Origin of the sequence: Agrobacterium genomosp. 2 str. CFBP 5494 (assembly GCF_900013495.1) — a bacterium.
Classification (GTDB): Bacteria; Pseudomonadota; Alphaproteobacteria; order Rhizobiales; family Rhizobiaceae; genus Agrobacterium; species Agrobacterium pusense.
This window is the reverse complement of sequence record NZ_LT009719.1, coordinates 55,055-68,646: the sequence shown is the minus strand read 5'-3', so window position 1 is coordinate 68,646 and position 13,592 is coordinate 55,055. Positions and strand designations below refer to the sequence as shown.

The window sequence follows — 13,592 nt, the reverse complement described above, 5'->3', positions numbered from 1 at the left end:
CTTCCTGGTGCGGACCGAGGTCGCCGTCCCGTTGATGCCGAAATCTACCGTTTCGACATCAGCCCATCTTCAGCAATGTGCCTGTTCGGGCAAGTCTCGTCTGAACGGCGCAAACGGGTCATGTGGAGGTAGCCTTTGTCTTCTTCTGACGAAGCGTTTCTCCCAATTTCATCCGATAGGCACGCGCAAGCGTGGAGGGCGAGGAAAACCCTGTGCGAAAAGCAATTTCATAAAGCGACAGATTGGTTTCCACCGCGAGTGCGCGGGCATGAGAAAGTCTGATCTGGCTGTAATACTGGCCCGCGGACATGCCAAGATATTGGTGAAACAGGCGATCCATGCTGCGCTCTGAACCGGCAACACGGTCGGCAATGATTGGCAATTTGAGCGGCTGTTCTGCGGTTTCACGCATAACGATGATGGCACGCTGTAAGGCAGTGGGGTGGCCGTGATCGCTCATCCTGCCTACAAACCCTCGTGCCAGCCCCCTTTCAGCAGGTTTTTGAACACCGCCAAACATGTTGGCGACATCAAACCGCAGCGCCTCGCCCGCGTGTTTGCCGATGAGGTCGAGTGACCAGCTCAGAACACTCTGTGCATCTCCGCAAGTGACGATGTTACCGTCTACGGCTTAGGGTCCGTCTGTGACACGGACCTCGGGAAAATTCTCGGCGAATTCCTTCTTCTCCATCCAGTGGATCGTCGCCTTGCGTCCTCCCAGAAGACCCAAGCGCGCAAGTAGCCACGCCCCGGTGTCATGCCCGCCCACCACCGGCAGTCCGCGGGCTTTTCTGCGCACAGCAGCCGCTGAATCGTGATCAAGGTGATTTCGCACACCGTAGCCTGCGACTAGGACCAGTGCATCGGTCGCTCCGACACGGGACAGGGGTAGGTCAGCGCCAATCACCGCACGTGACGAACTGGCGATGGCGCCATCGTTCAAAAAGCAAAATTGCCATGAAAACAGTTGACGCCCCGAAAGATCGCGGGCTGCCCGCAGAGGTTCAATGGCGCTGGCGAGCACCATGTTGGAAAAGCCCTCGAAAAGCACGAACGTCAGGTGAAACGGCGATTTTGGCGACATTTGCATAAAGGTTGCATTCCAGTCCCCAAGAAAAAGTGTGCGATACGATACACCGCCGGGCCGCCGTCTTCAATGCCGTGGCGCAACAGATTGCCATCACGATCCGGCCAGATAACGGGAGCGACAGACGCGCACCCTTTGACAGCAGTGAGGAAGAATTCTGGAGCGATCGCGTGGTCATCCAGTTCAAAACCGCTATTCCGACACATTCTTGCGTGAGGCCAGTTGTATCCGATTTGCATTAGCGATTCAGATTCCACCAGATGCTGTTTTAGGGCGGAGGGCAGCGTCACTGTAACATTGTGAACAAGGCAGTCCGCATGATCCGTTTAGCCGGTTATCTCGTCTCCGTTCTTTTCACCGGCGCTTTGCTTGCTGCCGGCGGCGTGTGGATTGCGATTTCCGCTATCGAGCCGGATCTGCCGGATTTCGCCGGACTTGCTGATTACGAGCCCCCGGTATTGTCGCGCGTTTATGCCGCGACTGGAGAGCCGATCGCGCAATTCGCAAAGCAGTCCCGAATCTTTCTGCCGATAGAGGATGTGCCGGACCGGGTGAAGGCGGCGTTCATCTCGGCGGAGGACAAGAACTTCTACTCCCATCCCGGCCTGGATTTTTCAGGGCTTGCCCGGGCCGTGGCGGTGGATATAGCCCATGTCGGGAGTGGTCGTCGGCCCGTGGGTGCGTCGACCATTACCCAGCAGGTCGCCAAGAACCTCCTGCTGACGTCGGACCAGACGATCAGCCGCAAAGTGAAGGAGGCCCTTCTCTCACTCAAGATCGAGAGGGTTCTCTCCAAGGACCGCATTCTCGAAATCTACCTCAACGAGATTTTTCTAGGCGAACGATCCTACGGGATAGCCCAGGCTGCCATCAGCTATTTCGACAAATCGGTCTCGGACCTCAGCATTGCCGAGGCTGCGTATCTGGCCGCCCTTCCCAAAGGGCCTGCCAATTATAATCCTGATACCCACGCCGAAGCCGCGATCACCCGTCGTAACTGGGTCATCGATCGCATGCAGGAAAATGGATACGTCACTGCAGCAGAGGCCGGCACGGCCAAACAGCAGCCTCTCGGGGTCGCCGCACATCGTGATACCGGGATGACTGTCGATGCGGCTTTCTTCGTTGACGAGGTCCGAAGAACCCTGATTGCGGATTTCGGGCAGAAGTCTCTCGATGAAACCGGGCTTTCCGTGAGAACGACCCTCGATCCGAGGCTACAGGCGGCGGGGACACAGTCGCTTCGCGCGGAGCTTGTCGCTTATGATGAAGGTAGGGGCTACCGTGGGCCGGTAGACCATCTTGACAGCGTCAAGGACTGGGGCGCGAAGCTTGATAAATTGCATCTGGGTTTCGATGTCCCCGGGTGGTATCCGGCCATTGTCCTCGGCACTGATCGCCAGGATGCCCAAATCGGGATCGGAGGAGGCCTTAACAAAACGCATGCTCTTAAGGCAGCCGGTATGTATTGGGCCCTGGGAAAGAGAACCGTTTCACAGCTGTTGACTGTTGGCGATGTCGTCCTTGTTGAGCGTCAGTCCAACGCGTCGTTCGAATTGCGGCAGGTTCCCAAGGTTCAGGGTGCGCTGGTGGCGATGAACCCGAAAACCGGACGTATCGTGGCGATGGTCGGCGGCTTCTCGCACTCGATTTCGCAGTTCAACAGGGCTGTGCAGGCCATGCGCCAACCCGGCTCGACATTCAAGCCGATTGTCTATGCTGCGGCGCTTGATAGTGGTTACACGCCTGCAAGCGTCATTGTTGACGCGCCCGTGGAATTCCACTTAGGGGATCAGGTTTGGTCGCCCAAAAATGACGCGAACGAATATGAAGGCCCAGCCATTCTTCGATTTGGGATCGAACATTCCCGTAACGTTATGGCTGCGAAGTTGGCAGATGTCGTCGGTATGGATACCGTCACCTCCTATGCCCAGCGGCTGGGCATCTACGACAAGAATGTAAGACCATTGCTGTCGATGTCGATCGGATCGGCGGAGACAAGTTTACTGCGAATGGTTGCGGCCTATGCCGTCATCGATAATGGTGGCATGCAGGTTAAACCGACAATGATTGATCGCGTGCAGGACCGACATGGCCGAACGATTTATCGTCAGCAGAGTGTGACCTGCAATGATTGTGTGGCGAGCAAATGGCAGGGCCAAGACGAACCGGTTTTACAGGATGGGCGTGAGCGCGTACTTGATCCCATGACCGCATACCAGGTCACCTCCATGATGGAGAGTGTCGTATCGGAAGGCACCGCTGCGAAACGCATATCCCTCGGGCGGCCGGTGGCCGGTAAAACCGGCACAACAAACGACAATCGTGACGCATGGTTTGTGGGCTTCACCCCGGACCTCGTGACCGGAATCTATATCGGCTTTGACGAACCAGAGAGTTTGGGCAGGGCAGCCACCGGCAGCGGGGTAGCAGCTCCGGTCTTCAATTCATTCATGCAAGTTGCCCTTGCCGGCCAGCCGCCTGAGAACTTTCACATGCCGGAAGGCATGCAGGTCTACAACATCGATGTCCACTCCGGAATGGAAGCACTCCCCGGCGCACCGGGAGCAGTGCCCGAACCGTTCAAGCCTGGAACGAAACCGGCGGATGTCTTCTCGACTGTTGACGAGACAGAAATATCGGGCGCCACGAGCGCGCAGGTAAGGAATGCACTGCAATCGAACGCTGCGGGGTTGTACTAGGCATGAAACGTGATTCGAAATTGGATTACCATACATCTGTGTTTGGGAAGTACATCAACTTCGCCGTTGGCGATGACGGGGAGATCTCGCCATTGTCCGAGCCGGCATTGAAGCCGGTTGCGATGATATCGCTCATGTTTTCACTCCAGATGTGTGGGTTGGGCAAGGGCTTCAGGCGGCAGCCACGATCTTCTCGCGCAGGGTCAATGCGAGGTCCGGGCTGTCGGAGGTCAAGTGACCGATGCCGCGCTCCAGCCATCGGGTGATTAGCGCCTCGTCGTTCAGCGTCCAGACGCAGAGACGGTCTAGCGGCAGCAGGCTTGTGATCAGGTCCCATTCCGTCTCCATCAGTTCGTGATGGATGGCGACGATCTCGACTAGACCTTCGTCCTGCTCGAAGAAGTGCTTCAGTCCGCCCTGCCTTTCGGCCCAGGCGGCATTGACCGAGACGAGCCGGGCGATGTCCGGAGCAATGCTGCGGCAGCCTTTGAGCACGGAGACGTCGAATGAGGTCAGGTAGCTGCGATTGGCAAGGCCGTTGGCGACAAGTTCAGCGGCGACCTTCTCGATGATGCCCGGGTAGGGCGTTCCGGTGTCGTCGCTCTTGAGCTCGACGTGCAGGGGCAGGCCGTCGGCCGCCGCCAGCACCGAAAGCACTTCGGACAGCGTCGGGATGGTTTCGTTGCTGTCCCTAAGCCTGACGTTCATTCGCGCCTCAGGCGTCAGCGCCCGGACCGCGCCGTGGCCATCCGTCGTGCGCTCCAGGGTCGCGTCATGGATGACGAGGAGTTCGCCGGCATCGGTGACGTGGACGTCGAATTCGACGGCGTCGACGCCGAGCTCGAGCACGTTGCGAAAGCCTTGAAGCGAGTTTTCGGGCCAGAGATTGCGGGCGCCGCGATGGCCGGTGATCAACGTCATGAATGTGGTCCTGTATTTGGGGTAAGAGAGGTCAGCGCACTGTCGGGTCGAGCTTGTCACGCAGCCAGTCTCCGACCAGCGAGATCGACAGCGTCGTCAGCATGATGACGAAGGCCGGGGCGAGCATGATCCATGGCGCGCGCGTCAGGTATTCGCGGCCGAAGCCGACCATGTTGCCGAGGCTGGTTTCGGGCGGCTGCACGCCGAGCCCGAGGAAGGAGAGGCCGCTTTCCATGAGAATGATCTCGGGGAAGGTCAGCGTCATCGAGACGATCAGTGTCGAGGCGACATTCGGCAGGATGTGGCGGAAATAGACCCGTAGAGGCGTGGCGCCGAGCTGGACCACTGCCGAGGCATAGCCCTGGGCGCTCGCCGAGATCGCCAGACCCCGGGCGATGCGCGCGTAGCGCTCCCAGCCGTAGAAGCCCATCAGGCAGACGATCAGAAGCATCGACGAGCCGAAGAAGGCGAGAACGGCCAGCGACATAATGAGGAAGGGCAGGGCCGCCTGGAAGTCGGCGAGTACGAGCACCAGGTGTTCGACCCAGCCGCGGAACTTCGCCGCGGCAAAGCCGAGCACCGTGCCGAACACCGCCGAAAGGATCGTGGCGCTGAACGCGATGACGAGCGACACGCGGATCGACTGGATCAGGCGGGCGAGCACGTCACGGCCGAGCTCGTCGGTGCCGAACCAGTGCTTGGCATTGCCAGGGGGAGCCAGGCGGTTGGCAAGGTCCATCGCCGTGATGCCGTAAGGGCGCAGCAGATCGGCGAAAATCGCTACCACCACCATGGCAACGAGCCACAAAATACCGAATCCGATCGAGAGGGGAACGTTGCGGTGAAGCGCGGAAAGGAAGCTGGTGCGGTGGCCGCTTTGCGGCTGCGCCTGTGCCATGTCTGTCGAGCTCATGGCGTCCTCCTTAATGGGCGGTTTGGGCGCGAAGGCGCGGGTCGAGCCAGCCGTAGAGCAGGTCGACGATGAGATTGGAGACCACCATGGTGGCGGCGATCATCAACAAGATGCACTGGACGACGGCGAGATCGCGGTTGGCGACGGACACTACAAGCAGGCGGCCGATTCCGGGCCAGGAGAAGATTGATTCTACCACGACTGCGCCGGCGATCAGCGAACCGACCATGAAGCCGACGATGGTGACGATCGGCACGGCGGCATTCGGCAGCGCGTGTTGCCAGACGACATCAGGCCATTTCAGCCCCTTGGCCGAAGCGGTGCGGATATAGGGCTGGCCCATCACCTCAATCATGGCGCTGCGCGAGAAGCGCGCGAGGATGCCGATGCCGCCAATGCTCATAGTGATTGCCGGCAGCAGGCCGTGCACCCAGGTGTCCTGTCCGCCGGACGGGAGGAGGGCGAGGCAGACGGAAAAGATCAGCACGAGAAGCAGGCCCATGACGAAGGACGGGATAGTAAAGCCGAGGATGGAGAGCATGATCACGCCACGGTCGATTATGCTCTGGCGGTGAAGTGCAGCATAGACGCCGGCCGGGATGCCGATCAGCAGTTTCAAAACGAGCGCCGGAATCGTGAGTTGCAGCGTGGTGGGAATACGTTCCAGCACCAGTTGCAGTGCGGACGCCTTGTCGCGCATCGAAACGCCGAAATCGCCGCTGAAGATCGATTTGATGTAGGCGAGGTACTGGATCCAGAGCGGCTGATCGAGGCCCCAGGCCTTGCGGAAAGCATCGACCGCATCCTGCGGCACGTCGGGGCCGAGCATGACCTGGGCGGGGTCGCCGGACATGCGCAGCACGACGAAGGCGAAGGTGACGACGGCCAGGATGGTGATGAAAGCGCGAAGCAGGCGGGTGAAGACGAAACGGATCATGGTCGTTTCCTTACGCGGCGAGCGGCGCGTCGGCGCCTCTGACGAGATGGCAGGCGGCGGTTCGTTGGACGTCGATGGTCCGCAGCGGTGGCACGGTGGTGCGGCAGATATCGGTCGCCAGCGGACAGCGCGGATGGAAGGCGCAGCCGGACGGCCGGTTGGCCGGGTTCGGCGGCTCGCCTTGAAGTATCGTTCGGCCGACGAGCAGCTTGCCCGGAACCGGTACGCTGGAGACGAGCGCGTGGGTATAGGGATGTTTCGGCGCGGCAAAGATCACGTCGGAGGAGGCCTCTTCGACAATCCGGCCAAGATACATGACGGCGACGCGGTCGGCGATGTTGCGTACCACTTTCAGGTCATGGCTGATGAACACCATGGCGATGCCGTTGTCTTCCTGCAGGTCGCGCAGCATGTTGACGACCTGCGCCTGGATCGAGACATCGAGGGCCGAGACGGGTTCGTCGCAGACCAGCAGTTTGGGGCGGGTAGCGAGCGCCCGGGCGATGACGGCCCGCTGGCGCTGCCCGCCGGAGAGTTCGTGCGGAAAGCGGTCGGCCTGGTCTTGGCGCAGCCCGACGGCCGCCATCAGCGTCTCGACGCGGGCGGGGCGTTCATCCTTCGGCAAGAGGTCGTGGATGTCGAGCGGTTCGCCGATCTGGGCGGCGATGGTGAGCCGCCGGTCAAGTGCCGCCAGCGGGTCCTGGTAGACGAGCTGCATCTTGGCTCTCAGCGCCCGCCATTCGGCTGTGCCGAATTCCGGCATGGACTTGCCCTCAAAGGTCACCCTTCCGGCCTGTGCCGGGTCGATGCCGAGCAGCATGCGCCCCAGCGTCGACTTGCCGGAGCCGGATTCGCCGACGATGCCGAGCACCTCACCCGGCATGACGCTCAGGGAGACGCCGTCGACGGCGCGAACGGAGGTCGGCCTGCCGAACAGGCCGCGCCGCATCGGGTAGACGCGGGTCAGGCCCTCGGCCTTGATGAGGGGAATGTTCACTTATGCGCCTTCCAGGATTTTCGTCTTGACGGGGTGGGGGCGGCCTGCCGGAACGGGGCTGAAGCAGGCCAGCCGGCGGCCGTCCTCCATCGGTTCGAGCAGCGGCCGCTGGTCAGTACAGGCGTCGGTGGATCGCGCGCAACGCGGTGCAAAGGCGCAGCCGGCCGACAGGTGTTTCGGGTTGGGAACGGTGCCGGGGATGGGGATCAGGCGGTTGCGCGGCCGTCGATGCGCGGGATAGCGTCGAACAGGCCGCGGGTATAGGGATGGCGCGGCTCAGAGAACAATTGCTCGATGGAACCCTGCTCGACGATCCGTCCGGCATACATGACGCAGACGCGCTCGCAGACCTGGGACACGGCGCCGAGGTCATGGCTGATGAACACGGTCGCCATGCCGGTCTCGGCGCGAAGGGCGATCAGCAGGTCGAGGATCTGCGACTGGATTGTCGCGTCGAGCGCCGTGGTGGGCTCGTCGGCGATCAGGAGATCCGGTTGTCCGGCAAGCGCCATGGCGATCATCAGCCGCTGGCACTGGCCGCCGGAGAATTCGTGGGAATAGAGATCGAAACGCCGCCGAGCATCGGGAATGCCGACGAGGTCCATCAGCCGCAGCGCCTCGGCTTTGGCGGCGGCCCCCTGGACTCCGCGATGGAGCACGAGTGCCTCGGTGATCTGCCGTCCGATGCGCAGCACCGGATTGAGCGAACTCGACGGATCCTGGAAGATCATCGCGACACGTCCGCCGCGCACGCTTTCCAGTGCCTCGCGCGGTGCGCCGCAGATCTCGCGTCCTTCCACGCGCACCGAGCCGGAGACGCTCGCCTTGCCCGGCAGCAGGCCGAGCGCTGCAAGCCAGGTCACCGACTTTCCGCAGCCGGATTCGCCGACCATGCCCAGCGCCTCGCCGGGTTTCACGTCAAGATCGATGCCGTGCAGGACCTGAATGCCGTCAAAGGCGACCTTCAGACTGCGAAGTTCCACGAGATTGGGGCTCATTGCGGTCATCTTCTTCAAGGCTTGGTGCGGCTTGGCCCTTGGCCCGCCGCTGCGGTTGCTGAAAGGGCAAATCCGGCGGCGCGGGCCCCGCCGGATCGAAATGAGGCGATCACATCGTCCAGTTGTTAGAACGGAAGTCCATGGCGAAGGCGGGCGCCGCCTTCCACTTGAGCGAGGACTTCATACCGGTGAAGACGGCGTTCTGGTGCAGGACCTGATAGGCCGGGTCTTCGCGCTCGCAGATTTCCAGCATGCGCGCATAGGCCTTCTTGCGCAGCGCGCGGTCGGTCGAGGTTTCCAGCACGACCGACAGCTCGTTCATCTCGGCGTTCGACCAGTCTTTCTTCTGCTGCATCTCACCGTTCGGGCCGAACTGTGTGACCATCGGCGTGACCGGGTCGTTGATATTGGCTGAGGCCGACCAGTCGCGCACGCCCTTGACGCCTTCCGGATCGTGGATCTGCGCCCAGTTTTCCTTCATCTGGATCTCGACGTTGAGACCGACCTGCTTCCACATCTCGACCATGACCTGACCATTGGCGGTCTGGTTGGTGTAGTAGTTGTTGAGCAGGCGGTATGGGATCGCGTCGCCCTTGTAACCGGCCTGCTTCAACAGGTCCTGAGCGAGCTGCGGATTGTATTCCGGTGCTGCCCAGCCGTCGATGAACATGTCCGTCGTCTTGAAGATGCCGAACTGCAATCCCGGCGGAACCACGGTCTGACCGCCCCAGAGCGCGTCAACGATCGCCTGGCGATCGATCGCATGGGTCATGGCGCGACGTACCAGCGGATCGGCGAGGATCTCGTTCTGGGTGTTGAACACGGAGATGCGGTGGTTGAGGATGGTCGAGTTCTGAACCTCGAAGCCTGGGGCGGCCTGGACGGTCGCGATCTGATCCGGGGGCAGGTCGCAGGCGAAGTCGTACTGGCCGGAAAGCAGCCCGTTGACGCGCGAGGCGACCTCCGGAACCTCGACGAAGCGGATTTCCTCGAGGGGCGGGCGGCCACCCCAGTATTCATCGAAGGCGATGAGGGTGAGCGAAACGTCCGGCTTATAGTCGCCTACCATGTAGGGGCCGGTGGTGATCGGCTTGCGCGCCCAGTCGGCATAGGTGGCGGCTTCATCCCAGGCGCGGCGGTTGGCGATCTGGCTGCCGCCGGAATAGAGGCGTCCTTCCAACGTTACGTCGGGCGTCGCGTTATGGAAACGCACGGTGTACTTGTCGACGGCTTCTACGCCGGCAAGCGCCGGCCACAGGCGGCGGCCGATGCCCGGAACGGAAGCCGGCAGTTCCTTGACGGTGGTCGGCTTGTTGTCGGATTCGAAGATCGTCTTGCCGCCCTTCGGCTCGGTATTGCCGAACACGCGCTCCTTCGAGAAGGAGAAGACAACGTCTTCGGCGGTCAGCTCGTCGCCATTGTGGAACTTGACGCCCTGGCGCAGCCTCAGCTCGAGCGTCTTGTCGTCGATGCGCTTCCACTCAGTAGCGAGGCCCGGAAGCGGGCCCTGGTTACCCATCCAGTCACGCTGGATCAGGCCTTCCCAGAAGTTCGGGAAGAAAACGCGTTCGCCGACGTTCGACTGCTCGTTCCAAATGTCGAGCGTGTTGTTGTTGGTGATCTTCTGCACGGCAATCGTCGCCGAGGGGCGCTTGCCCTGGGCGAAGCTCATGCGGGGCAGGATCAGGCTGCCGGCGGTCGCGCCGATCAGTCCAAGCGCGCCGCGTCGATTGATGGAAAGCATCGAAATCCTCCTTTTGGCGTGGGGTCACTCGAACAGAGACCTTCCTCTTGCGCGTCTCGAGTGTCGGTTTGTTAATGGGCTCATGTATTTTGCATGACGGGGCCCGTCGCGGCGTCCGCGGCGGGCATCGCTCAGACGGGCAGGGGCAAATCCTGAGAATTGCGCACAGGACCGGGCTGCAAAGCCGGGGCCAGGACCGAGTCGAAGGCACGCGAAAGTTCGTCCGCGCCAGTTACGACAAGCATCGCGCCGGCATCGGCGAGCACGCCGCGGCGCCCCTCGCGCGGGTCGGCCGTATCGACGAAACCGATCGCCCGCATTCCGGCCGCCACCGCGCCGGTGATGCCGTGCGGGCTGTCGTCGACGACTAGGCAGCGGGCCGGCTCGACGCCGAGCGTTTCGGCGCAGAGCAGGAAGAGATCGGGCGCCGGCTTGGGCGCCGCCACCATTTCGGCGCTGAAGATATGCGGGTCGAAGGCGTCCCACAGGTCGAACAGGCCGAGGCTGTGGCGCAGCCGCTCCAGCGTGCTGTTGGACGCCACGCATTTGCGCTGCGGCAGCGAGCGGATGAGCGCGTCCATGCCCGGCATCGGCTGAAGCGAGCGGGAAAACTCGGCATAGAGCTGGTCGCGCGATCGGGCGAAGGCCTGGTCCACGTCCACGACGCCGAGCTCGTCGAGACAGATGCGCCGGGCATCACTCTCCGAATAGCCGGTGAAGCGCCGGTGGACCTCGGCATGCGAGATCGCCACGCCGGCAGCCTGCAGCGACTGCCAGAAGACGCGGCTCGCGACCGGCTCGCTGTCGATCAGCACGCCGTCGCAATCGAAGATGAGGAGGTCTGCCGTCATGAGATTCCGCTATTTGTTTACGAGCGATGGCCATTCCTTGTGGAGAATGCCGCGCCGCCGCTAAATCGATTGCCGACCGCAGAGCTTTCCGGGACATTGCTTTCGGCCCCGCGGTCATTTATGCGGAGTCTCTAGGTTACATATGTTACGGCAGTGTGACATTTGGTCGAGGACGCGAGTTGGATATTCAGGAACTCATGGTGCGGGCGTCGTGGCTCTATCACGTCGAGGGTTTGACCCAGGCGCAGATTGGCGAGCGCATGAGCCTCACCCGGCGGCGGGTGAACGAACTGTTGGGCGAGGCCCTAGATAAGGGTGTCGTGCGAATCAGCTTCAGTTCCTCGCTCGCCGAAAACGTCGCGTTGGAGGCGCGCCTGTGCAGCCGCTTCGGCCTGGAGGAAGCGGTCGTCGCGCCGACCCCGTCAGATCCGGCGCATATGCACGCCGTCATCGGCCGCGCCGCTGCCGCCTTCCTCGACCGTGTGGTACGGAACCGCAAGCCGCGCGCGATCGGCGTCGGCTGGGGCGCGACCCTACACGAGACGGTGCTGCACATGACCGGCGCGAACGAGCCGGACATGCGGATACGGTCGCTGATGGGGGGGCTGACGCGGGGCTCGGAGATCAACACCTTCGAGATCGTCCGCAGCTTCGCCAAAGTGCTGAACGCCAAGTGCCACTATTTCGCGGCACCTATCTATGCTGGCAGCGAGGGAGCGCATGATGTGATCATGGCCCAACCGGTATTCCAGGAGTTCCTGCGTGATGGCTCGAATGTCGATCTGTCCTTCCTCAGCGTCGGCGACGTGACGGGCAAATCACTGCAGGTCCGTTACGGCCTTCCGTCGCAGACGGATATCGGTGAATTGGTGGCGGCCGGTGCCGTTGGCGATCTGCTTGGACGCTACCTGGACACCGAAGGGCGGCCAATCGACCATCCGCTGAACCGCCAGGTGATTTCGCCCGACCTCGAGGCCTATAGGGGCATACCGAGCCGCATCATCGCCTCCGGCGGGCCGCACAAGCACGCCATCCTGCGCGCGACGGTCCGGGCCGGACTTGCAACGGCAATCGTTACGGATGCCGACAGCGCCCGATGGCTGCTCGACGGTGGTTGACCGTGCTGTGGGCCATTGGTCTGGCAAGGGAAGCGGCTTCCCAGCCTCCGGACTTTGAACCGTTCGCCGTAATTCTTGGTTGCCGCCATTTCCCGTAACCGCCAATACGAGCTTTACGGTGACACCACGCACCACAGCGACAAATAGATCGCGAGCCGAATTGGCTCACTAGAAATGTTCCCTGATTGTTGGCCGTTGCCTCATCTGATTTGCTCCCAGCATTTGTGGGTGCGGAGCAAGTCAGATGAGGCTGATCAGCGCGACGACGAAGACGGAATTGGTTGCTGCTCTGGCAAAGCGTTATGCGGCGGGAAAGCGGGAGGAAAAATCGCGGATCCTCGCATGAAGGGAAGTCAAAAGAACCCGATCGGGATGAATTTAGGATTATTGGCGCCAACGGACCGAAATAGACCCGCTCAGGATGAAACTACAGCGGAAGACTTAATCGCATGTCAGAGGAGCAGGCAGCGAGGCTGGCATCGATAAGGCCGAGCGCTCTGGCTACTTCTACACCACCTATGGCAAGTCAAACCTCACTCCGCTTTCGCACAAGGAGGAGTGGCGCCACCCCGTGTCCACGCCGCTCGGAAACGGGACCGGACTTGCTCAGCCGCAGGACTTTGCGCCCGCCGTAACCGAATGGCAGTGACCGAGCCCAGAGGAAGGGGCGGGAAACCTGACAGAAGACCAGCGCGTCCATTTTGGCGCCCGCGAGCGCGTCCGACTACGAGAAGTCGCCGAAGGCCACGAATTGGGTTGGAGGCGCTGTAGCGTACGCTGTGGGGCTGGATTTGGACGACAACGTGCAGCGCAAGCCTGCGGCCAGCGTTGTGTCGCCCTTATGCTTTAAGGCGCGCTTGTCGAGCGCGAGGAGCGGGATCCTGTCAGGCGCGAGCTGGCGGTGTTTGTTAGGGCGGCTTGAAACCAAAGCCTCTTGGAGGAATGATGGCCTACGGCTTCCTTGGGGCGGTCGATCTGCGCGTTGACCGCTATCTTGCGTAATCCACGGAGAGTTTTGTCAATCGGCATCGTAACGGGACCCCCTATCGGCTCCCAAAAGGGACCCCTGCCTCTGGTTGCATCGGGTCAGCGCGCGTAGGCCCGGAGCTCTCCATTTAGCGCAGGGGCCTGCGGGCGCGGGTTGTTTGTCTTTTCGGCTTTAGATCCCATGAGGAGTGAACAGCGGCCGCCGCTCTGGCAGAGTGAGGTTGCATCTAAACACTCGCTCAGGAGGAGCAGTTTATGGAACCTGCATCCATTCAACCGACCGCTGTCCGCATCGATCTTGGCGCAATTTTTGTGTCATTGGAACTGAGCCGATCGA

At 61.6% G+C, this 13,592-nt stretch carries 10 protein-coding genes and 2 pseudogenes; 2 read left to right on the top strand and 10 right to left on the bottom strand.

What is annotated here, in order from left to right; genetic code table 11:
• Positions 1-118 precede the first annotated feature (118 nt).
• Positions 119-520 (bottom strand): helix-turn-helix domain-containing protein, encoded by a 402-nt coding sequence (locus AGR2A_RS30110; protein ID WP_234797363.1) that lies wholly within the window; start codon positions 518-520, stop codon positions 119-121.
• A gap of 111 nt (positions 521-631) precedes the next feature.
• Positions 632-1,090 carry an AraC family transcriptional regulator gene (locus AGR2A_RS30105; protein WP_234797362.1) on the bottom strand — a complete coding sequence of 153 codons (459 nt, stop codon included), beginning with the start codon at positions 1,088-1,090 and terminating at the stop codon, positions 632-634.
• Positions 1,091-1,404: 314 nt separating this feature from the next.
• On the opposite strand from AGR2A_RS30105, the gene AGR2A_RS15170 reads away from it, so the two are divergent.
• Complete coding sequence (locus AGR2A_RS15170; protein WP_072493700.1) at positions 1,405-3,789, top strand: penicillin-binding protein 1A; 2,385 nt, start codon at positions 1,405-1,407, stop codon at positions 3,787-3,789.
• A gap of 171 nt (positions 3,790-3,960) precedes the next feature.
• Here the strand turns inward: AGR2A_RS15170 and AGR2A_RS15165 are convergent, their stop codons facing one another.
• The 8 genes and pseudogenes from AGR2A_RS15165 to AGR2A_RS15135 all read right to left on the bottom strand — a co-directional run bounded on the left by AGR2A_RS15165 (position 3,961) and on the right by AGR2A_RS15135 (position 11,150).
• Entirely contained in the window at positions 3,961-4,710 is a 750-nt protein-coding gene (locus AGR2A_RS15165) for a glycerophosphodiester phosphodiesterase family protein (protein WP_072493699.1), read from the bottom strand.
• A gap of 31 nt (positions 4,711-4,741) precedes the next feature.
• Positions 4,742-5,623 (bottom strand): ABC transporter permease, encoded by an 882-nt coding sequence (locus AGR2A_RS15160; RefSeq protein ID WP_072493698.1) that lies wholly within the window; start codon positions 5,621-5,623, stop codon positions 4,742-4,744.
• A gap of 10 nt (positions 5,624-5,633) precedes the next feature.
• Positions 5,634-6,560: an ABC transporter permease gene (locus AGR2A_RS15155; protein WP_072493697.1), complete on the bottom strand. Its 927-nt coding sequence runs from the start codon at positions 6,558-6,560 to the stop codon at positions 5,634-5,636.
• Positions 6,561-6,570: 10 nt separating this feature from the next.
• Entirely contained in the window at positions 6,571-7,509 is a 939-nt protein-coding gene (locus tag AGR2A_RS15150) for an ABC transporter ATP-binding protein (RefSeq protein WP_072493760.1), read from the bottom strand.
• A gap of 48 nt (positions 7,510-7,557) precedes the next feature.
• Positions 7,558-7,886, bottom strand: a pseudogene (locus AGR2A_RS30350) (oligopeptide/dipeptide ABC transporter ATP-binding protein).
• Positions 7,887-8,078: 192 nt separating this feature from the next.
• Positions 8,079-8,450: pseudogene (locus AGR2A_RS30345) on the bottom strand (ATP-binding cassette domain-containing protein); the annotation flags it as partial.
• Between the two features lie 214 nt (positions 8,451-8,664).
• Positions 8,665-10,299: an ABC transporter substrate-binding protein gene (locus AGR2A_RS15140; protein WP_072493695.1), complete on the bottom strand. Its 1,635-nt coding sequence runs from the start codon at positions 10,297-10,299 to the stop codon at positions 8,665-8,667.
• Between the two features lie 131 nt (positions 10,300-10,430).
• On the bottom strand, positions 10,431-11,150 hold the full coding sequence (locus AGR2A_RS15135) for an HAD family hydrolase (RefSeq protein ID WP_072493694.1): 720 nt from the start codon (positions 11,148-11,150) through the stop codon (positions 10,431-10,433).
• Positions 11,151-11,329: 179 nt separating this feature from the next.
• On the opposite strand from AGR2A_RS15135, the gene AGR2A_RS15130 reads away from it, so the two are divergent.
• Positions 11,330-12,268 (top strand): sugar-binding transcriptional regulator, encoded by a 939-nt coding sequence (locus AGR2A_RS15130; RefSeq protein ID WP_072493693.1) that lies wholly within the window; start codon positions 11,330-11,332, stop codon positions 12,266-12,268.
• Positions 12,269-13,592: the final 1,324 nt, after the last annotated feature.